We start from the raw sequence: 21,168 nt of genomic DNA, 5'->3' as shown, positions 1-21,168 counted from the left end.
CCGGGCCTCAGTGCGCGGCTGCCAGCAGCTCCCGGGTGTACTCGGTGTGCGGGGCGGCGAACAGCTGGTCCCGGTCGGTGGACTCGACCAGCCGGCCCCGGTGCATCACGGCCACCCGGTCGCAGAAGTGCCGGACCACCGCGAGGTCGTGGGAGACGAACAGGAAGGCGACGTCGAGCCGTTCGCGCAGCTCCATCAGCAGGTTGAGCACCTGGGCCTGGACCGAGACGTCCAGTGCGGAGACCGGTTCGTCGGCGATGATCAGCCGGGGTTCGGGGGCGAGCGCGCGGGCGATGCCGATCCGCTGGCGCTGGCCGCCGGAGAACTCGTGCGGGTAGCGGTCCAGGTGCGAGGACGGCAGGCCGACCTGTTCCAGCAGTTCGGCGGACCGGTCGCGGCGTTCCGCCGGGGTCAGCGCGGTGTGCAGGCTCAGCGGGGTGTCCAGGGTCTGGGCGATCGTACGGCGCGGGTTGAGCGAGGCGTACGGATCCTGGAAGACCAGCTGGATCTCCTTGCTGAGGCGCCGTCGGAGTGCCCGGTCCGGGGCGGTGGCGTCCACGCCGTCGTACCGCACGGTCCCGCCGGTGACGGGCTGGAGGCCGGCCAGGACGCGGGAGGTGGTGGACTTGCCGGAGCCGGACTCGCCGACCAGTCCGAGGGTCTCGCCGGGGGCGATCCGCAGGCTGACCCCCTCGACCGCCCGGACGGGTTCGGCCCGGCGGCCGGGGAAGCGGCGGCGGCCGGGGAAGTGCACGGCGAGGTCCTCGACCTCGACCAGCCATCGACCGTCCCGCGCGGCCCCGCCGGGTGAACCGCCGGGAGCGTCCTGGGGAGCACCGGCTCCGGCACGGGCACGGGCTCCGGTGTCGGCGCCGGAACCGTCGCGCCCGGCGAAGGAGAACGAGGGCGACGGGTCGTCGACCGTCGGCAGCGGCGTGCCCGGCACCGTGTCCAGCGTGAGCGCGGCGCCCACCAGGGCCCGGGTGTAGGGCTGCCGGGGGGAGGCGAGCAGCGACGCGGTCGGGGCGGTCTCCACCTGCTCGCCCCCGCGCAGCACCAGGGTCCGGTCCGTCGTGCCCGCGACCACACCCAGGTCGTGGCTGACCAGCAGCACCGCCGTGCCGTGTTCGCGCTGCAACTCCCCGAGCAGGTCGAGGACCTGGCGCTGGACGCGGGCGTCGAGGGCGGTGGTCGGCTCGTCGGCGATCAGCACGTCGGGGTCGTTCATCAGCGCCATCGCGATCATCACGCGCTGTCGCATGCCGCCCGAGAACTGGTGCGGGTAGTCGCGGACCCGGGTGCCCGGGATGCCGACCCGGTCCAGCATCTCGGCCGCCCGCCGCCCGGACTCGGCGCGCCCGGCACCGGGGTGGTGCAGCCGGTACATCTCGGCGAGCTGCGCACCGACCCCGTGGAACGGGCTGAGCGAGGTGAGCGCGTCCTGGAAGACGAGCGCCACCCGGCCGCCGCGCACCTCGCGCAGCACGGACTCCTCGGCGCCCACCAGCTCCTGCCCGCCCAGCCGGATCGAGCCGGTGACGGTGGTGGTGCGCGGGTCGTGCAGGCCGAGCACGGCGAGTCCGGTCACGGACTTGCCGGAGCCCGACTCGCCCACCAGACCGAGCACTTCGCCCCGGGCCAGGTCGAAGGAGAGGCCGCGTACGGCGGCCACGGGGGCGCCGCCGCGCGGGTCGGCGAAGGAGACGGACAGGTCGCGGACGCGGAGCACGGGCTCCTCGGCGGGGGCGGATGCCGACGCGGACGCGGCCGCGGCGGCGGGGTCCGGGGTGGTGGCGGGCTCGGTCATCGGGACAGGCTCCAGGAACGGCGGGGCGGGGTCAGCTGAGGCGGATGCGCGGGTCGAGCCAGGCCACCACGAGGTCGGCCAGCGCGACGAAGAGCACGACGAAGCAGGCGGCCAGCAGCACCGCACCGACCACGGCCGGCAGGTCCTGCCCCTCGACGGCCTCGATGGCGAACCGGCCGATGCCGTTCAGCCCGAACACCGTCTCGGTGATCACCGCACCGCCGAGCAGCGCGCCCGCCTCCAGGCCGAGCAGCTGCACCAGCGGTCCGGCCGCGCCGCGCGAGGTGTACTTGAGGTGGGCGCGGAGCCGGCCGAGGCCCTTGCCGCGCGCCGTCCGGACGTACTCCTCGTTCATCGTCTCCAGCAGCTGGGAGCGCGAGAGCCGGGCGAACACGGCCGAGTTGACGAAGCCGAGGACGAGCCAGGGGAGCAGCATCCCGCCGGCCCAGGCGGCCGGGTCGGTGGCCGGCGGGGTGTAGGAGGGCAGCGGCAGCAGCCCGCTGGTGTAGACCAGCCCCCACTGTGCGACGTACCCGAGGAAGTAGATCTGCACGCTGGCGCCGACCAGGGTGAAGCCGGAGAGGAGCTTGTCCGTCCGGGTGCCGTGGCGCAGGGCGGCGACGAAGCCGGTGCCGAGCCCGAACAGCAGCAGGAACGCGAAGGCGCCGACGGCCAGCGAGACGGTGACGGGCAGGTGGTCGACCAGAGCCTCGGTGACCGGCTGGTGCAGCCGGTAGGAGTAGCCGAGGCATGGCGCGTCGCAGTGGATGACCGAACCGTCGACGTCCTTGATGTCCCGGCCGGCGACGACCCCGGCCAGGTAGTCGGTGTACTGGGCGAGGAGCGGCTGGTCCAGGCCCATGCTCGAACGGACCGCCGCGACCTGGCCGGTGTCGCAGCGCGGACCGCAGGCGGCGCGGGCCGGGTCGGCGGGGGCGGCGTAGAAGAGGACGAAGGCGGCGGCGGAGACCGCGGCCAGGACGGCGATCGCCTGGAGGATCCGCCGCAGGGCGAAGGAGAGCATGGTGGCCGGTCCGAATCAGAGGGCGTCGGGGTGGGCGGCCCCGCCCGCGCGTGCGGTGCACGGCGCGGCGGGCGGGGCCGCCGGGGACTTCGGGGCGTCAGGACTTCAGGTAGACCCAGGCCAGGCTGACCGAGCCGTAGATCGGGTGGATGAACGTCCCGCCGACGTTGGCGCCGCGCAGCTGGTTCATGTTCGGGTAGGCGAACGGCAGGACCGGCAGCTCCTTCATCACGGTCTGCTCCAGCGCGTACAGCTCCTTGGCCTTCTGGCGCGGCTCGCCGATCTGGTTGATCCGGTCGATCTCCTTGTCGACCTCGGCGTTGCGGTAGCGGGCGGAGTTGAGGTCGCTGTTGGCGCGGCCGTCGAAGGAGAACGGGATCAGCGTGGAGGGCGTCGGCCAGTCGACCGAGCTGGTCTCCTCCCACAGGTCGTAGGGGGAGTCGGCGCGGTGCGTCTCGTCCAGCAGCGCCTTGGGGTCGATCGGCTTGGGCACGACGGTGATGCCGGCCTTGGCGAAGCCGTCGACCAGGACCTGGGCGACCCGCTGCCCGTTGGGCGTGTTGGCGTACGCGTAGGTGAGCGAGGCGGGGGCCTGCTTGGCCTTGGCGAGGGTGGCCTTGGCGGCGTCCGGGTCGCCCTCCGGCTTGGCCGGGTCCAGGTCGTACTTCTGCCAGTCGACGAGCGCGGGGGAGCTGAGCGTGGTGGCGAGTTCGCCGGCCCGGGTGCCGCCCTGCACCTGGCGGGCCTGCTGGCGCGGGTAGGCGAGGTGGAGGGCCCTGCGGACCTCGACGTCGGCCACCCGCTCGTTGTTGATCACGAGCTGGGTGACGAAGGCGCCCTGCCGGCCCGAGACGACCAGTTCCTTGGCCTTCGGGTCGGTGTCCACGGTCTGGTACAGCTCGGGGGAGAGCTGGGTGGCGACCGTGGTCGCGTCCGCTCCGCCGTCGCGCCCGGAGAGGATCTCCTGGTTGATGTTGAGCGCTTCCTTGCCGAACGTGAAGACGAACTTCTCCGGGTACTGGTTGCGGATCGGGTCGCTCTCCGGCTTCCAGTGCGGGTTGCGCTCCAGGACCAGGCGGGTGTTCTGGACGTGCTCGACGATCCGGTACGGGCCGCTGGAGTACGGCAGCCGGTCGTAGTCCGTGCCGGTGTCCTTGTCCTTGCGCACCGGGGACGAGGAGGACTGGGCGGCCATGTAGGGCACGTCGGCCTGCGGCTGCGGGAAGTGGAAGACGATGGTGCGGTCGTCCGGCGTCTCGATCGCGGCGAGGTCGCCGTCCTGCGGGCCGCCGTACTTCTTGCGGGCGTCGTCGTAGCTCGCCTCGCCGGTGAGCCACTGCGGCCAGTACGGCGGGCCGACCTCGTAGCCCTTGCCGAAGCTGCGCTGGATGCCGTACTTGACCTGCTGGGAGGTGATCGGCTGGCCGTCCTCCCAGGCCACGCCCTCCTTCAGCCTGTACGTCCAGGTGCGGCCGCCGTCGGCGGGGGTGCCGGTGTCGGTGGCGAGGTCGCCGACCAGCTTCGCCTTGCCGTCCACCACCTGGTACTGGGTGAGCTGGCGGCCCCAGAGCAGCGAGGTGTTGTAGGCGGCGCCCGCGTACACCTTCTGCGGGTCGAGGTGGCGGAAGTCGGTCGCGTTGTAGACGTTCACCGTGCCGCCCGCGCGGGCACCGGGCACGGCGGGGGCCGGTCCGGCGCTCTCCTTCTCGGTGCCGAGCGCGGCGGTCAGCGGCGAGGTGTCCTTCGGCGAGGCGGCGGTGCCGGTGGAGGTGGAGCCCGCGCCGGCCGAGCAGGAGGTCGCCAGCAGGGCGGTCGCGACGACGGCGAGGGACGGTCTGATCCAGCGCATGGCGAATCTCTCCTTGCCCCGGGGGCCCGGGGCGGATAGGTGAACGGCGAAAGAAGGGAGGAAGGTCGGGGAGGGCCGGACGGCCGGCGGCGAGCGGTCGGGGACCGGCCGCCTCAGCGGGCGCTGCGCGGGTCCAGCGCGTCCCGGACGGCGTCGCCGAGCAGGTTGAAGGCGAGGACGAACAGCAGCAGCGCGATGCCGGGGAAGAACATGTACGTCGGATCGGCCTGGAAGACCTCGGAGCCGCGGGAGATCATCCGGCCCCAGTCCGGGATCGGCTCGTTGATCCCGACGCCGAGGAACGACAGCACCGCCTCGGAGGCGACGAACGTCGGCACCGCCATGGTGGCGTGCACCAGCAGCTGCGCCCGGACATTCGGCAGGAGTTCACGGAAGACGATATGGAATCCGCTCGCTCCCATCGCCCGTGCGGACTGCACGAAATCCCTTTCCCGGAGCGACCTGACGGTGGCGCGAAGGGAAAGCGCCAGCGGAATCCAGCCGAACGCGGAGAACACCAGGATGAGGACGAGGAACTGCATCCAGTCGGGTTCCGCGGTGCCGGGATCGACCAGCCGGGACTGGATCACCGGGCTGATCGCGAGCAGCAGGAGCAGCGTCGGGAACGCCAGCAGGACGTTGGAGAGGAAGCCGAACAGCCGGTCGGTGATCCCGCCGAGGTAGCCCACCGCGACCCCGGCCAGCACCCCGAGGGTGGTGGTGACGGCGGCCGCGACGAAGGCGATCAGCAGCGAGGTGCGGATGCCGTAGAGCAGCTGGGTGAGCACGTCGCGGCCGAGACCGGGCTCCAGGCCGAACCAGAACTCCCCGGAGATGCCGCCGTTGGGCGCGACCGGCAGGCCACCGTCGCTGAGCAGGCCGGGAGTGTTCTGGCCGTAGTGCTCGGTCGGGTTCTTGCCGTACAGCGCGGCGATCAGCGGGGCCGCGACGGCGAGCAGGAGGAAGAGGAGGACGACGGCGAGGGAGACGGCTCCCGTGCGGTCGCGGCAGACGCGCCGCAGCAGGCTCGCGGGGGCGGGCGCCCGGTCCGGCGCCGGACCGGGATCCTGGGAGCCCGACCGGGTGGGCGCCGTGGGTGGCGTCCGGGGGGCCGGCTCCGCGGCGGGCCCTGCGACTGGTTCGACCACTGCCATGAGAGGCGTACTCCCCGAATTCTCCGCCGCCCCGTGGGTGAGGGTGCGCTGACGTGCATTTCCGGGCGGCCGGTCCGGGGGTTTCCCGGTGGGCCGCCGAGCGCCATCAGATCGGATACCGAGGGAGTTCCGCAAATCATTCCCCGGGCCTGTCGTCGGCTTTGTTGCGGGAATGACGGCGGCTTCATTCCGCCGCAATACTGCCGTAGCAGTAGAACGGACATACGTGGACAAAAGTCATGTCATGTCCGCTGTCGTCCCGCATTTTGAGATCTCCGACACAGGAGCGGCGGCGTTGATACGATTCCGGCGGGCCGCGACTGGCGCGCACGGATGGAATCGACCATCGGGAAGCGGCCCCGTGCCGAATCACGTCAAGTCGCCGAGCGCCTGGGCCCCCCGAACCTCCTTCCAGGAGACCGTCATGGCCCAGCAGCCCCACACGGCCGCCACCCCCTCCGCCAACACGGCGTTCCGATCGGCCCTCGACGTCGTCCGCGAGGTCGAACCGCGGATCGCCGCCGCCGTCGGCCAGGAGATCGACGACCAGCGCGCCTCGCTCAAGCTCATCGCCAGCGAGAACTACGCCTCCCCGGCCGTCCTGCTCGCGATGGGCAACTGGCTCAGCGACAAGTACGCCGAGGGCACGGTCGGCCGGCGTTTCTACGCGGGCTGCCGCAACGTCGACACCGTCGAGAGCATCGCCGCCGAGCACGCCCGCGCCCTGTTCGGCGCCGAGCACGCCTACGTCCAGCCGCACTCGGGCATCGACGCCAACCTGACCGCGTTCTGGGCCGTCCTCTCCCAGCGGGTGGAGAGCCCCGCCCTCCGGCGTGCCCGGGTCCGCAACGTCAACGACCTCACCGAGCAGGACTGGGCCCTGCTGCGCCAGGAGCTCGGCAACCAGCGGATGCTCGGCATGTCCCTGGACACCGGCGGTCACCTCACCCACGGCTTCCGCCCCAACATCTCCGGCAAGATGTTCGACCAGCGCAGCTACGGCACCGACCCGGTCACCGGCCTGATCGACTACGACGCGCTGCGCGCCACCGCCCGCGAGTTCCGCCCGCTGATCCTGGTGGCGGGCTACTCCGCCTACCCGCGGCTGGTCAACTTCCGCGTGATGCGCGAGATCGCGGACGAGGTCGGCGCGACCCTGATGGTCGACATGGCGCACTTCGCCGGCCTGGTCGCGGGCAAGGTGCTCACCGGCGACCACGACCCGGTCCCGCACGCCCAGATCGTCACCACCACCACCCACAAGTCGCTGCGGGGCCCGCGCGGCGGCATGGTGCTCTGCACCGCCGAGCTGGCCGAGCACGTCGACCGCGGCTGCCCGCTGGTCCTCGGCGGCCCGCTCTCGCACGTCATGGCGGCCAAGGCGGTCGCGTTCGCCGAGGCCCGCCGCCCGGAGTTCCGGACCTACGCCCGCCAGGTCGTCGACAACGCCCAGGCGCTCGCCGAGGGCCTGCTGCGGCGCGGCGGCACGCTGGTCACCGGCGGCACCGACAACCACCTCGTCCTCGCCGACGTCTCCGGCCACGGCCTGACGGGCCGCCAGGCCGAGGCGGCGCTCCTCGACTCCGGCATCGTCACCAACCGCAACTCCGTTCCGCAGGACCCGAACGGCGCCTGGTACACCTCCGGCGTCCGGATCGGCACGCCCGCGCTCACCACGCGCGGCCTGGGTGTCGCCGAGATGGACGAGATCGCCGCCCTGATCGACACCGTGCTGCGGTCGACCACCCCGGCCACCACCGCCGCGGGCGCCCCCTCCAAGGCCCAGTACGTCCTGGACCCCGCCGTCGCCGACGGCATCGCCAAGCGCGCCGCCGACCTCCTCGCCGGCTTCCCGCTCTACCCGGGCGTCGACCTGGCGTAGTCGCCCCCGCGGGGTGCGGGGGCGACCCCCGCACCCCGCCGCCGCACCCCGCCCCTGGCGCCGCGGGCGGAGATCATCTCCGTGATGATGACAAATCGGACACCTGGGCGGCAGTATGGATGAACGCTCCTCCGCCCCCCGAACATCTCCGATCAGGTCCTTCCACAGAATCGCCGGGCGGCGAAATACTTTGCTCCGGGCTCTCTCCAACTCCGTTCGGTGACCGGTAGATTGCAGCGAGCTCGGGTACCGGGGCTACCGTTTGCGGCAGGTTGAGCCGCGTTCGCGCGCCCGGTCCGCCGTCCGTCCCGGGCGGTGAACCGGCGGAGACCCGTCACCGACCGGCAGCAGCGCGCCCGGAGACGGGGAGCGGCCGACGGTCGGTCGTACCGTGTAAGGAGCCACCTCGTGACCGACACCGCACTCGGCACCGAGCAGCACCCGCTCACCGAGCCCGCCGTGCTCGACGACGTCCCCGGCTGGTTCTGGGACCATGACCGTCATCTCTTCGAGTGGTTCCTCGGCCGGCAGGAAGCCGCAGGTCTCACCGGCGACCTGCTGGAAATGGGCGCCTACCTGGGGCGCAGCGCGATCGTGATCGGCTCCCACCTGCAACCCGGCGAGACGTTCACGGTCTGTGACCTCTTCGATTCGGACGCCCCGGACGTCGAGAACGCCGCCGAGATGGACATGTCCTACCGGCGGTCGCTCACCCGGACCGCGTTCGAGACCAACTACCTGTCCTTCCACGACAGGCTGCCGGAGATCGTCCAGGCGTCCACCTCCGTGCTGGCCGGCGGCCGCCTCCCGGCCGGCACCTTCCGCTTCGTCCACATCGACGCCTCGCACCTCTACGAGCACGCGGCCTCCGACCTCGACGTGGCCCGTACGGCGCTGGCCCCGCAAGGGGTGGTGGCCGTCGACGACTACCGCTCGGCGCACACCCCCGGCGTCGCGGCCGCCACCTGGGAGGCCCTGTTCAACCACGGCCTCAAGCCGATCGTGCTCACCGACAGCAAGTTCTACGGCACCTGGGGCGACCCGGAGCCCGCCCGGCTCGACCTGCTCGCCCGGCGCGGCACCCTCCCGCACTGCGCCATCACCAGCGAGGCGCTCGCCGGGCACCGGCTGGTGCGGATAGGCGGCAGCGCGGAGGGCGCCGCCCCGTCCCCGGTCTCGCGCCACCACGCCCGACTCACCGTCGAGGCCGAACGCCGCGAGGCCGAACGGGCCGCGCACCAGGCCCTCCACGAGGCGGAACTGGAGCGCCGGGCGGCCGTGCTGGACCTGACCGAACGCCGGGCCCTCGCCGCCGAACGCCGCCGCCCGGCCAACGTGGCCAAGCGCGTCGCGGGCGACCTCCTCCCGCCGGTCGTCACCTCCGCCATCCGCCGCGCCCGCCGCGGCTGACCGCCGCACTCCGCCGCAGGACCACCCCGACGAACCCGGCGCCCCCCGCACAGCGGAGCGCGAAAGCGCCGGCCGGAAAGAATCCCGGCCGGCGCTTCGCCGGCCCGTTCGGGGGCGAGGTTCGGGGCGTACCCGCGTGCGGCGCGATTACGGCACGAGGAAGAAACCTTCGAGCAGACCGTCCGGGGTGCCGCCCAGGGCTGTACGGTCGAGCAGGATGTTGTTGTTCTCGCAACTCGTCTCCGGAAGCAGGAGACAGGCGTGACAGGCGGCCAGGTTGAGGCTGTCCGCCCCACTTGCCTCGGCCTCCGTGCACAGAGGGTCGTTCGAGCACCAACTCGCACGGTGCAGGGCCGTGCGGAGGCCACCGGCGAGACGGTCCGGCTCTCCTTGGGCAACGATTCCGCCGAGGCTCCCGGCCGAGTCGCTCGTAGCCGTGTAGATCAGTACCCCTGCCATGTCCTCGTCGACGTAGAGCCGTTCGCGAAGTGCGGCCGTCGGGTAGCCGCCGTCCAGGCTCCATTCGTTGATCAGTACGTGAGCGAGCGAGTGCAGCAGCAGGTAGCGGGGCGTGGCGGGGGAGCGGGGAACGGAACCGATGGTGGTGCCGGCACGCTCGCGGAGAAGCCGGTCGTGGTTCTCGCGGATTTTCCTCGCTCGGGTTGCCGGTCCCGATTGCTGCTCCCAGGAGCGGAGCCGTTCCTCGTCGAGCCGGAGGAAGACTCCCTCGCCGCTCACCTCGACGGCGGGCAGCCAGTTCTGCGGGGTGCGTGAGATCCGTGCCCGTCGAACGGGGGCATCGGCCGCACTGGGCTCCTCCACTCGGGTGAACGATTGCAGGGCGCGCACCTCCCGCAGTCGTTTGACCAGCATGACCTGCTCGATGCCGAACGAGTCGGCGAGCGGAAGGACAGGTGCGGCCGGAGGCTCACAGACGAAGTCCTGGCTGCCGGCGTCGTCCTGCTCGGGATACGTTCGGCACAGAGTGTCGTACTCGTCGCGGTAGAGCTTCGCCCGCAGGTTGCGCCGGCCCTGCTCTCCGGCCTCGCCCGCTCCTTCGTCCGGGGGCTGGTGCGCTCGCCACTGTTCGATCACGTCGACGACCTGGTCCGGTGTGTACTCGGGGTGGTTCCGCAGGATCTTCTCGACACGCAGATAGGCGCGGATCTCGTCGGCGTCGGAGTCCTTGAGCTTGTCGTAGTAGCGGGAGACGAGTTTGGCGAGCCCCTCGCTCCACGGAGGGATCGACAGGGCGGAGTGCATGACCGGGAACCAGACGGAGGACGAACCTCGCTGGAGGGTACGTGGTCGGAGGCCGCACGTCTCGGCCTCCTCGTCCTTCAGCCAAGGGAGTCGGCCGGAGCAGCGGATGCCCAATTCCTTGAGTGTCTGCCGGCGGAAGGCGCCTTCCATGGACGCCTTGACTCCGCAGCTGCATCCGACCACCACAGCTCGGAGCGAAGCCGTGGAACCCTCCGTCCGCAGGGACAGCGTTCCGCCGCAGGAGGTGCCCGCCGCGCGCGCGGCTCCGCGGTGGACCCACTGCCAATAGGGGAAGTCGTCCAGGTGTCCGTTCTCGCACGCGACGACAAAGCGGGACGGCACCAGGTCCTCCTGGCACGTGGAGCATTCTGCCTTGCCCGCAGGGGAGTTGAATTTGCGAAAGGTGTCCAGCGCGCCGCACTGCGGACACGAGTACATGAGCGGGAACCGAGTGGCCCGCACGCCGTCCTTCGCCCGTTCGGGGTCGGGCGCCGGCGGCAGGCGGAACTCGTTGACACCCAGTTGCCGGGCCAGCCTCGGCTCCAGCACTGTGACGGCCTCGGAGGTGTCCCACGAGTCGATGCCCCGGATCATGAACGACTCGTTCTCGACCGCGATCATGGCGCCCACACCGTAGGTGGTGACCAGTTGGCTCCGTCGGATCTCACCGAGCCGACGCGCGGCACGCACGGGCGCGGACAGGGGTCCTCGACGACGGGTTCGGGGCGGCAAAGGGCTCACGGGTTCAGCGCTCCTCGAAGAAGGTGGACGAGGCGTCTACGTCACGCAGGCTCCACAAGGTGGGCCAACCTGTCGCATTGCGGCTCTCGTCGTCGTAGCTGCTCAGCAGAGCCGGATTCCGGCTGCCGCGGGCTGCTTCGTAGACGAGGTTCGGCTCGAAGTGGGCCACGTCCCGCCACTGTTCGACGAAGTGGTCGAAGGCCCTGGCGGTCGCGTCGAGTTCGTGCGGTTCGACCCGTGCGACGCGGTCGAGCACCGCCGGTCGGACGAGTCCCTTCAGGTCGGGGAGGAAGTCCTCGATCCGGGAGGCCCGGTCGTTCTCCCGCGCCCCCGGCAGCATCAGGCGGGCGAGTGCCACCACCACGGCGTGCATGCCGCGGTCCCGAGCGCGGGCCGAGAAGGGTGTGACGCTGCTCGACTCCACCTCCCGGTACAGCGCCGAGTGGAAGTGGTGGAAGTCCTCGTAGTGCGAACGATCCCTGGAACGTGACGAGTTCAGCATGACGGCAACGAACCCCGGGTGGCGTCGACCGACCCGGCTCGTTGCCTGGATGTATTCGGCGGTGGTCTGGGGCTGGCCCATGACCGCCATCAGACCGAGTCGGTCGATGTCCACACCCACCGAGATCATGTTGGTGGCCAGCAGGACGTCGAGCACGTCGTCCAGGGGAAGCGCGCGCTCGACCTCCTTCAGCCGTCGGGAAATGTCGCTCGCGTTCGCCCGGCTGCTCAGTTCCGTCATGCTGTTGACGGCACGGGGTTTCAGGCCCTCGCGGGCCGCGACGTACTCCAGGCGGTCCTGCACGTCGTCGAGGACCTGGAGCTCCGCTGCGGACAGCAGACGGAGACTGTTGAAGTAGCCGACCAGTGTCCAGTAGGCATCCCTCACCTCCGGCGGTGTGTCGTCCGCGGCCGCGCGGTGCAGCAGGGCGGCGTAGACGCGGATCAGCAGTGTCGACTGACTGGTGCTGGAGGTCAGAAGTCCGACATAGCGCCGAGCCGCCTTCTGTTCGGCCGGCGTCTCGACGGCGAACCAGGAGTCGCGGGCGTCCAGCCCGGCGGGCGGGAACTGCTCGACCGCACGCGCGAAAAGACGTGCGCCCTGTTCGTCCGCCCGTCGGATGGTGGCGGTCGAAGCGATGACTTTCGGTCGGCTCGCCAGGGTGTCCACGGCGGTCTCGTACAGTCCGGTCAGGCTGCCCAGAGGTCCGGAGATCAGATGGAGCTCGTCCTGGACGATCAGGTCCGGCGGCCGCGTGTGGTCGGATCGGTCGCGGTTGAAGAGTGCCGCAGACCTGGGGCGCCAGGGCATGGACGCGAACTTGTCGACGGTGGCGATCACCAGGGTCGGGCGGGCCCGATAGACGGCCTGGTCCACCAGGTGCACCGGCAGCCCGGACCTGAACTCGCAGGCCGTCGAGGGGCAGCGGATGGTCATCCGTTCGGCCTCCTCGTCGACGGCGTAGTCGCGTGCCACGAGCGACTCCCCGCACCACGGGCAGTTCCGCAGCTGGACGGGGTTCTCGGTCTGCACGGACCGGTGCGGGTTCGCCGCCAGCTCGGCCAGCTTCTCCGCGGCGACGTCCAAGGTGTTGGGCGTCGCGGAGCGTCCCACCCACATACCGATGGAGATCTCTTCGGTGCCCAGGGCGGCGCTGTCCGCCGACCTGAGCCTCTCCATGGCGCAGATGAGCGCTGCGGCCCGCTCGAACTGTTGCAGGGTCAGCAGGCGCAGGGTGTAGCGCATCAGCACCGTCACGCCCGCGCCGTTCGCTCCGTCACGGAGCCTGCGGAGGAACGTGGTGAAGGCGATCAGCCCGAGGTAGGCCTCCGTCTTGCCACCACCGGTGGGGAACCACAGCAGATCGGCGATGCCCCGGTCCTCGTGTTCGGGGTCGACGATCCCCTCCAGACAGAGAAGGACGAAGGAGATCTGGAACGGTCGCCACCGGCCTGCCGTCGGATCCGGAGAACCTGCCCGACCCCCCTTGATCCAGGCGGTACGGGCCCGCTGGTCGGCCATCGCGAGGTTGGCCAGCCGGAATGCCTTCAGGATCTCGGGCTGTTCCCGGTCCGTCAGGAGATCGACACCGGCGTGCATACGGCGCAGGGCCCTCCGGCAGCGCTCCACCTGTTCGGCAGCGACCTCCCGATGTTCTCCGAGCTCCGCCGACCGGGCCTGCTGCTCCTGGCCGTCGATCCACTGCTCGTACCCGGAGAGCAACCGGCGCAGCGCTGCCACGATCTCCTCGGCCGCGGCTGTGCCGAGGCCTTGCATGGTCAGTGCCCCGGCGTCGATCCGCGGATTCGACTCCGTCAGCAGGACCTCGTGGGCGGGGACGAACTCGGTGCGCACCGCACCCACGGCCGCAGGTCCCGTCGAAGGTTCACCGGCCGGCGGGGGGGACCAGTTCCACTGGGCCGCGCAGCCGTGTCCGGTTGCGAAGCTCGGTGCGTGGCGGTACAGCAGGCGGCTGAGCGCATGTTCGGAGTCGACCGCCCCGAGGACGGCCCGACGCTCGACGAACGGTGCGGTTCCCTCCTGCCCGCCGGTCACCTCCAGCACCGGCTGGTAGAAGCAGTGGGCGTCACGCAGGTCGTACTGACCGATCTCCAGACTGTTCATCACTGTGGCGGTCACCGTCACGGTTCCACCCGGGCCCGAGGCAGGTCGGACCAGAACACGCAGCTCAAGACCGGGGTGCAGGACGATCGGGGGGAGGACCCCCGGCCGTGACACATCGACGTCCACAGGCTCGGGGTGAAGGGCGACGCGCCGCCAGTTCTCCTGTTGGGCGTCGGTCGTGCGGGCCTGTGTCCGCTTGGCAGGCACAGCCTTCCCCTGCGCGTCCTCCGGGACGTAGACGGCGGCGCGGACGGTGAAACGGATGTAGTGCGAGACTGAGGGATCGACGGCGAGGGTGAGGCCGATGGACGAGGGCATCCGAACATTGGCGAGCGAGACACCGAGGTCCCCGGTCGACTCCTCGACGTCCCGGCGTGTCGGAAGCGGTGTGGAGTCGAGCCCGTCGCGCACTGCCTCCAGGTCCCCCGGCTCCGGGTGGGACTCGTCGGTCCGCGTGCGTGGGAACAGTACCCCGACCGGATACACGGTGATCGGCGCATCGTCGGTGAGCACCTCGCCCTCGCCACCCACTGGGCCGAGCAGGTCGGCGCGAAGCGCGTCGAGCAGAGAGTCGCACATCCTGTAGTGGGCACTGTGCGTCGAGTCGGTCATACCGCGTTCCTCTCGCTCTCTTCGGTCTTCGATCCCTGCTCGTCGTACCAACGGAACCGCCCGAGACCGCAGAGGCGCGGGGCCAGCCACACACCTCGGTCGCCGAGGCCGGCCCGCTCGCTCACGGCTCCGTCGCCGGCCACGCTCTCGACGGAGTCGACCCGCAGGCCTGTGATCAGCGGTGGCCAGTTCGCGACCTCGGTGCGCGCGTTGCGCCGAAGCATGCGGTGCAGGTCCGTGCGGAATCGCTGTGACACGACGCCGGTCCGTCGTCCCGCGACGGACACCGCGTACGGGGGCGACTGGTCGGCGGCGACCGGGATGCCGTGCAGGAGCTCCAGCTCCGCCGGCGCTCCTGGGGTGACCCCGGCCCGCAGATGCTCCAACAGCTCGGAAGGGCTCTCGTGCAGGTCGGTGCTCCCGGGCGGCGACTCGTGCGAGACGTCCTCGCCCAAAAGTTCGATTCCGTTGCGCGCCCAGGTGCTCCGCCCTCCCAGATACCAACGGTCGAGCCGCCGGTCCTTGCGGACCTGCCACGTGCTGGGGGCGTCCAGGACGTACAGGTCGTCCCGGGCACGTGTCATGGCGACGTACAGGAGGCGGGCCTCGGCGGCGGGGTCGTAGTCGTACTTCTTCCTCTCGACACGCCGCGGCTCCTTGAGAACCCGAGGTTCGACGACCAGGACCCGGTCGAACTCGAGGCCCTTCGCCCGGTGGACGGTCGAGATCACGAGCGATGCAGGCTGCGGGGCGGTGAGCTCGTCCGGAAGTCGCCGCTCGGCCAGGGCGCGGTGCAGCGCGGCGACGTCCGCTGCCCCGCGGGTGCCCCGCGCGACCTTGCGGACCGCCCGCCACAGCATCTCGGGGCTGCTACCGGCCGGCAGCTCGATCTCGGCCAGCAGCTCCACGAACCGGTCCTGCCGGAGCGTCGAGGTGTTGGTGGCCGCCAGCAGTTCGGCGACCCAGGACGGCGCCGAGCGCTCGCGCGCGGACCGCTGCAACACGTGCGGCACTTCGGCCTCCGACAGCCGGCCGGAGATAGTCAACGCTTGCCCGTTGTCCCGACACAGGACCGCGGTGCTCCCCGGGAAGTCCCGCAGGGCGGCCTGCACGAACTCCGAGTCGAGGCTGCCGAAGTTCGGCGTGGCGAGCAGGAGGGAGCGCAGCTCTCCGTGGATCCGTTCGGCCTCCGCGGCGGCCGGACCCGGGTCGCGGGGCAGACGCTGGAGCTGAGCCCCGAACGGAAGGGCGATCCTGACCTCGTCCGTCCGGGCACGGAAGTTGTCGCCGAGGTGCAACTCGTCCAGGTCGTCCCCGAAACTTGCCCGGACCCAGTCCAGAAAGCGGTCCGTCTCCTCGGCGCGCGTGTCGGGGTCGGAGACCTGGAAGCCGTAGACCGCCTGGGCGGAGTCTCCGACCACCGTGAACCCGCAGTTGTCCTGGAAGCGGTCGAGCAGTGCCTCCACCATTTCCCGGCGGACACCGACGAGGTCCTGGACCTCGTCGATGACGACGTGGGCGGGCACACCGTGGTCGCCGACCTCGACGGCACCCCGGTCGATCGCCTCCGTGGCAGCCTCGATGCGGTGGTCGAAGGACATCGAGGCCCAATCGGTGTCCGGGTAGGCCCGTTTCAGCAGGGACGCCGCCCACGCGTCGAAGGTCTGGACCCGGATCCGCTGTGCGGCCGAGGCGTGCCGCTCGATCCGCTCCGCCAACTCGCTTACCGCGGCCCGCGAGAAACTCAGGACCAGGATCTCGCCGGCTTCCAGCTCCTCCCGTTCCACCAAGGCGTCGAGACGTCGTACGAGGGTGTGGGTCTTGCCGGCGCCGGCCCCCGCCGTCACGAGTACGCGGGCGTCCCACGGCCGGTCCACCACGGCCTGCTGCTCGGCTGTCAGCGGGTGGTCCCCGCGGACGGGCGACGTCACTTCTCCTCCCCCCAGAGGTACTCGAAGTCGGTGAAGGCGAGGCGCTCGCCGTAGTTGGTGATGTTGTCGCGGACGTTGAGGATCAGGCAGGTCTCCTTGCCGCCGTTCTTGGGGCCGCGCAGACCGCGTCCGATCATCTGCTGGTAGACGTGCTGGCTGTAGGTCGGTCGGGCCACGACCACGGCACGGGTGGCCGGGGCGTCGAAGCCCTGGGTGAGGACACCGTAGTTGGTGATCACCTGGATCCTCCCCTTTCGGAACGCGTCGATCCGCTGGCGACGGTCCGCGACAGGAGTGGTGGAGTCGATGGCTGTGGCGGAGATCCCGCGGTCGCTCAGCTTCGCGGCGAGGAACTTGGCATGCGCCACCGAGGTGGCGAAGACCAGGACCGGCCACTCGGACGGCATGTCTGCGATCTCTTCGATGATTCGCTGGTTGCGTTCGTGGTCGTCGGCCAATCGTTGCTCGGCGCCCTTCGGCAAGGTCGCGAACCTCTCGGACCGCTTCAGCTCGTCCGGGTTGAGGGAGATCGTTCCCCCGGCCAGCTCCCGGTGTCGCACCTGGGCCAGAACCCCGATGTGCTGGAGCTGCTTGATCGCTTCGGCCAGGTCGCCGTCGAACACCCCGGTGTCGAGACGGTTCCCGAATCGCTGTACCAGGCGTCGGGTCAGCTCCTCGTCGTTGCGGTAGGGCGTGGCGGTGAGCCCGATCAGGTGCCTGCCGGTGCGGTGGTGCGTCAGCTCCAGCAGTTCGAGCAGCCGCGTGTACCGGGGCGAGATGGCGGTGTGGGCCTCGTCGACGACGACCAGCGAGGTGTCGTCGCGCAGCCAGGCGTAGTCGTCCGTACCCAGGCATTCGGCGAGCTTCGCGTCCGTTGCCACGACGAGGTGGACACGGTCGTCGACGGGCGTGGCGGAGTTGGAGGACCACAGGCGGCTGACGACCAGCGGTCGTTCCGGGCCGACCTTCGACCAGACGAACCTCCAGCTCTGCACCGCCTGCTCGCACAACTCCTCGGTCTGGGCGATCCACAGTACGGGCCCCGGCCGGGACTCGACGTCGCGGATCCAGCGGATCACGCCCTCTGCCGTCACACGGGTCTTGCCCGCCCCGGTCGGCAGGCTGAGCATGCCACGCCGCGGCGTCGGGCTTGCCAGAAGGGCGAGCAGCGCCTGTGCCAACTGTTCCTGGTACGCGTGCAGGGACGGGAACTCGGACGGGCCGTCGACCTCCAGACGCGGGTCGAGCGACGGCGCACGGGCACCGGCGAAGGAGTCCGGGAACCCCAGGTCGGCGACGAATCGGCGGGCCTTGTCGCTACCGTTGAAAGCACTGGGGGCGCGGGCGGGGAACTCCAGCGAGAGGTCCCGTGCGTGTTCGGAGAGGATCGACTCGCCGTGCGAGTTGAAGGCCATCTCCGCGACCCGGCGTTCGGTCGGTTCCTCGCCCCGTTCGTCGCGCTCGCTCTCCATCAGGCCCGGGGGGAGGCCCCGGGTGAGCGCTTCCGCACCGATGAGCAGAGCGATTTTGTCGATGACGCTCTCGACCTCGCGCACGGCACGCAGACGAGCCTGGAGCTGCTGGTCCTGTTCCTGCCGGACCTGCAGTTCGAGTGCCTGCCGGCAGCCGTCCGCGCCGAAGTTCCACTTGAACTCGGCGTCGGCGGCCGTCAACACCTGCAGCCGGTCGAGGTTGTCCCGCACCAGGAGGGTGTTGCCCTTGCGGGCGTACTCCAGCGGGGTCGACGTGAGTCCCTTCTCCGTCCGGATCGCATGGTCGAGCTCCGAGCAGCGTTGGATCTTGAGACTGTTCCCGGCGTTGCCGATCCGGGCACGCACGGTGGTGAACTCGTCGAGCAGGGAGACGGCCGGGCCGGTCTTGACCGACCGGACCTCCTTGCTGATGACGTCGGAGACCTTCAGCATGCCCCATTCCTCGACCATCGCCTTGGCGGTGGCCGCGTCCGTCCTGTCGGCGACCAGGAGTGCGGGCAGCTGCTCGCGCACCAGCTCCTTGAAGGAGGTCTCGTCGGTCGCCACGGCGATCTTGCCGTCGGGGCGGGTGTCCCACGTGTTTCCGATGCGGCAACGTGTCAGCACGTCGTCGGGGAAGTCGAAACCGACCCGGAGCAGCAGTGCGTAGGTACGGCCGATGAATGCGTCGTCCTCGCTCTCCAGTACCCGGTCGAGCAGTTTGCCCCAACGCGCTGCGGGAACCGCGTCGGCAGTGGTGGGCATACCGAGCCTGTGCGCGGTCTCGGCGGGGATGCTCGCGACAGGCAGGACGCCCGCGTACTCCTTGAGCTGCGGGCCGACCGCCTCGGCGATCCTGGTCAGGCCGAGGGAGGTGTTGACCCGACCGTATCGGTTGATCATCCAGCGCAATGGGGAGACCACCGCCTTGCGGGTCGCCGACTGGGCACCGTACTGGCTGGTCCACTGCTGGACGATCCCCAGGTCGGGAAGGGCCGCCACGAATCCCGCACGACCCTCGTCCGACAGCTCCTTCAGCAGGTGCAGCGGCCCCGCAGTCGGAGCGCCCTCGACGGTCAGTCGGGACGGGCTGGGGCGGGGGGCGTCCGCCGGCAGCGTGCGCAGGTAGTGCTCGTGCACGACCTGCCGGTACTCGTCGAACCAGGGTTCGGCATCCGGACGGTGACTCGGTGTCGGACGGTCGGACAGGCCGAGGTCCCGGAAGACGGACCGATCGCCGGCGTGGAAGTCCGTGTCCACGGCGATCGACCGGTCGCGGCTTCCGTCGTCGGGGACCACCGGCCCCGGCAGGAGACAGCCGCGCATCGGACGGAAGCGGCCGTCGACGGTGCGGACGTGCAGTGTCTCCAGCGGCTTTGCGACCTTTGCGCGAATGCGGTTGATCTGGGCATTGCCGCCCGCGCTGCGCAACAGCACCCAGAAGTTGGTCCAGTCCTGGGCGTTGTAGTGCTCGAAGCCCTGGTCGAGCACACCTTCGAACCGCCCTTGTGCGTCGGCGACCCGGATACCGATGTTGTGCAGGTGCCGGGCCATGTCGTTGCGCCCGGAAATACGGGGGTCGATGTAGACCATGTCGTCCCGCAGGGCGTCGTCCGACGTCCGGTGGAAGATCTCGCCCGCCACCGGGGCCACCATGCCGTGTTCCTCGGTCAGGACGATCCGTGCCTTGCGGGCGTCGGCGGTGATCTCGGAGTCCCGGGACAGCCGGCGGGACTGGTCGGTGACGACCATCGAGGAGAGGATCTCGATGGCATGGCAGGAGGCCTCGGGGGTTCCGTCGGCGACCAACGCCTCCAACCAGGTCCTGACGTCCTCGGGCTTCTTCCCGGCGGCGTCCAGGATCCAGTTCATCTTGCCGCGGCGCAGGGCGTTGTCGGCGGCGTCGACCGAGGAGTGGACCCAGTTCGTGGGACGGCCCGGATATTCGGACCAGATCCGCACCCAGTCCTTCTCCAGCGCGGCCGGTGTGATGTTCAGGTCGGCCGGGACCTGCAACTCGCCGTTCTGGTCGGGCAACGAGGGCCTCCGGGCCGCGAGCGACCAGACCTGCCGGAGCAGGTAGTCGTCGGCCCAGTTCAGGGACTCCTTGGTGCGGCCCGGAAGCAGCGGAAGGTAGGCAGCGGGATCCTCCGCCGGGACCAGCGCCGGGACGGTGTCCACGACGAGTTCGGCCGCAGCCCGGAGCAGTTCCAGGTTGAATGCGTTGCCGTCCAGCAGGTGCTGACGGTCCTCGTTCGTCTTCCACGGTGCGTTCAGGATGCCGGTGAGAGAGACCTCGTACTTGGTGGGGAAGAAGGCCCAGAACTCGCCCTTCCCCATGGGAACGGTGTGCAGTCCGTTCTTGACCACGTACTCCGGAACCGCCCAGGAGATGTCGAGGACCGGACGGTACTGCAGTTCGCCCGCGCTGTCGCGGACGTCCGCCGTGGGACTGTGCGGGGCGGTGAAGACCTTCCACTCCTCGACCGTCGGCTTCGCTCCTCGCGCCAGTTCCTTCAGCGTGCGACGGACACCCCTGCTCTCGACCGAGATCTCCCGGCGGACCGGCGGCATGGTCCGGTGGTCGAGCAGCAGTACCTGGCCGACGTGGGAGGAGAACAGCTGGAACCGGGACGGGAAGGGGCTGATCGTGCGTCCGTCGCGGTACTTGTGGCCGTTGATGTCGTGACCGAGGCGTTCTGCGGCACCCGGCAGAAGGGGAAGCCGCACGACGGTGCTCGCCCACTTGAGGAGACTGTCCAGGACGCTGTCGTCGGCGCGCTCCTGCTCCTCGTCGAGCGGCCGGGCCATGCGCAGGACCGGCGTCTCCGTGTCCGACGGACCCTGACCGCCCAACGCAGCCGCGATCTCGCCGGCGGACCAGTCGCGGTCGAAACCGAAGCTGCCACTGGTGCTGAAGAACTGGGGGGTGTCGCTGACCGACAGGACCGACTTGACCCCGACGCCGAAGCGGCCGATCTGGCCGCCCCGTTTGCGCGAGACGCTCATCCGCAGAATGGTCTCGGCTCCCTGGGGAGTGACCGGCGTGCCCTCGTTGGCACAGTAGAGGTGGGTGTCCGTCAGTACGACGTGCAGCTTCCCGCCCGGGGCCGCCGCGATCTCGTCGGCGCCGTTCTGGACGAGCTCGAAGAGTTGACGGTCCCCGTAGCCGCCCTGGGTGATGCGCCGTTCGCCGTTCGCGTGTTCCTGGACGAGGCCCGGGTCCACCTTGTAGGTCTGGAGGACGACTGACGACTGTCGCAGCACGGTGGCGATGACGGGGGAGAGGGCGGGCTCGGCAAACTGCCGGTCACTCATGGAGCACCTGTTCTCGGGAAGATCCGAACGAGCACGATGGGCGGGGGTGCCGGCGCACGGCAGGCCGGCACCCCCGGGG

The 21,168-nt window shown here is 70.5% G+C and carries 10 protein-coding genes and 1 riboswitch; of the genes, 2 read left to right on the top strand and 8 right to left on the bottom strand.

Going from position 1 to position 21,168, the window contains the following annotated elements:
- Nucleotides 1-7: 7 nt before the first annotated feature.
- The 4 genes from ACFWIC_RS01490 to ACFWIC_RS01475 form a co-directional block, all read right to left on the bottom strand.
- The gene (locus ACFWIC_RS01490; RefSeq protein WP_380514822.1) at nucleotides 8-1,807 is read right to left on the bottom strand and encodes a dipeptide ABC transporter ATP-binding protein; all 1,800 of its coding nucleotides are present in this window, start codon (nucleotides 1,805-1,807) and stop codon (nucleotides 8-10) included.
- A gap of 31 nt (nucleotides 1,808-1,838) precedes the next feature.
- The gene (locus ACFWIC_RS01485; protein WP_329880339.1) at nucleotides 1,839-2,831 is read right to left on the bottom strand and encodes an ABC transporter permease; all 993 of its coding nucleotides are present in this window, start codon (nucleotides 2,829-2,831) and stop codon (nucleotides 1,839-1,841) included.
- A gap of 97 nt (nucleotides 2,832-2,928) precedes the next feature.
- On the bottom strand, nucleotides 2,929-4,680 hold the full coding sequence (locus ACFWIC_RS01480; RefSeq protein WP_329880337.1) for an ABC transporter substrate-binding protein: 1,752 nt from the start codon (nucleotides 4,678-4,680) through the stop codon (nucleotides 2,929-2,931).
- 113 nt (nucleotides 4,681-4,793) lie between these two features.
- Entirely contained in the window at nucleotides 4,794-5,834 is a 1,041-nt protein-coding gene (locus ACFWIC_RS01475) for an ABC transporter permease (protein ID WP_329880335.1), read from the bottom strand.
- Between the two features lie 306 nt (nucleotides 5,835-6,140).
- A riboswitch (ZMP/ZTP riboswitch) is annotated at nucleotides 6,141-6,237 on the top strand.
- Between the two features lie 21 nt (nucleotides 6,238-6,258).
- Here ACFWIC_RS01475 and ACFWIC_RS01470 point away from each other — a divergent pair.
- Nucleotides 6,259-7,716, top strand: coding sequence for a glycine hydroxymethyltransferase (locus ACFWIC_RS01470; RefSeq protein WP_380361958.1), 1,458 nt, complete (start codon nucleotides 6,259-6,261; stop codon nucleotides 7,714-7,716).
- 408 nt (nucleotides 7,717-8,124) lie between these two features.
- A complete protein-coding gene (locus ACFWIC_RS01465; RefSeq protein ID WP_380361960.1) occupies nucleotides 8,125-9,126 on the top strand; it encodes a class I SAM-dependent methyltransferase in 1,002 nt (333 codons plus the stop codon).
- Between the two features lie 147 nt (nucleotides 9,127-9,273).
- Here the strand turns inward: ACFWIC_RS01465 and drmB are convergent, their stop codons facing one another.
- Genes drmB through ACFWIC_RS01445 form a run of 4 tightly spaced genes read right to left on the bottom strand, consistent with a single transcriptional unit; the run spans nucleotide 9,274 to nucleotide 21,089 of the window.
- The gene (drmB, locus tag ACFWIC_RS01460) at nucleotides 9,274-11,130 is read right to left on the bottom strand and encodes a DrmB family protein (protein ID WP_380514817.1); all 1,857 of its coding nucleotides are present in this window, start codon (nucleotides 11,128-11,130) and stop codon (nucleotides 9,274-9,276) included.
- 4 nt (nucleotides 11,131-11,134) lie between these two features.
- Complete coding sequence (locus tag ACFWIC_RS01455; protein WP_380514814.1) at nucleotides 11,135-14,368, bottom strand: helicase-related protein; 3,234 nt, start codon at nucleotides 14,366-14,368, stop codon at nucleotides 11,135-11,137.
- Nucleotides 14,365-16,299, bottom strand: a complete 1,935-nt coding sequence (locus ACFWIC_RS01450; protein ID WP_380514812.1) for a UvrD-helicase domain-containing protein — start codon at nucleotides 16,297-16,299, stop codon at nucleotides 14,365-14,367. Before ACFWIC_RS01450 ends, ACFWIC_RS01455 begins: the two co-directional genes overlap by 4 nt.
- Complete coding sequence (locus ACFWIC_RS01445) at nucleotides 16,296-21,089, bottom strand: DEAD/DEAH box helicase (RefSeq protein WP_380514809.1); 4,794 nt, start codon at nucleotides 21,087-21,089, stop codon at nucleotides 16,296-16,298. Before ACFWIC_RS01445 ends, ACFWIC_RS01450 begins: the two co-directional genes overlap by 4 nt.
- Between the last annotated feature and the right edge of the window lie 79 nt (nucleotides 21,090-21,168).

This window comes from Kitasatospora sp. NPDC127035, assembly GCF_042726075.1.
GTDB lineage: Bacteria > Actinomycetota > Actinomycetes > Streptomycetales > Streptomycetaceae > Kitasatospora.
Note: the sequence above shows the minus strand (reverse complement) of the source record. Positions and strands in the feature narration are given on the sequence as shown.

What these genes read in the sequence shown, in the direction of transcription:
- ACFWIC_RS01490 (WP_380514822.1), bottom strand. Translation starts at nt 1,807, where the DNA reads ATGACCGAGCCCGCCACCACCCCGGACCCCGCCGCCGCGGCCGCGTCC.
- ACFWIC_RS01480 (WP_329880337.1), bottom strand. Translation starts at nt 4,680, where the DNA reads ATGCGCTGGATCAGACCGTCCCTCGCCGTCGTCGCGACCGCCCTGCTG.
- ACFWIC_RS01455 (WP_380514814.1), bottom strand. Translation starts at nt 14,368, where the DNA reads ATGACCGACTCGACGCACAGTGCCCACTACAGGATGTGCGACTCTCTG.
- ACFWIC_RS01485 (WP_329880339.1), bottom strand. Translation starts at nt 2,831, where the DNA reads ATGCTCTCCTTCGCCCTGCGGCGGATCCTCCAGGCGATCGCCGTCCTG.
- ACFWIC_RS01445 (WP_380514809.1), bottom strand. Translation starts at nt 21,089, where the DNA reads ATGAGTGACCGGCAGTTTGCCGAGCCCGCCCTCTCCCCCGTCATCGCC.
- ACFWIC_RS01475 (WP_329880335.1), bottom strand. Translation starts at nt 5,834, where the DNA reads ATGGCAGTGGTCGAACCAGTCGCAGGGCCCGCCGCGGAGCCGGCCCCC.
- ACFWIC_RS01470 (WP_380361958.1), top strand. Translation starts at nt 6,259, where the DNA reads ATGGCCCAGCAGCCCCACACGGCCGCCACCCCCTCCGCCAACACGGCG.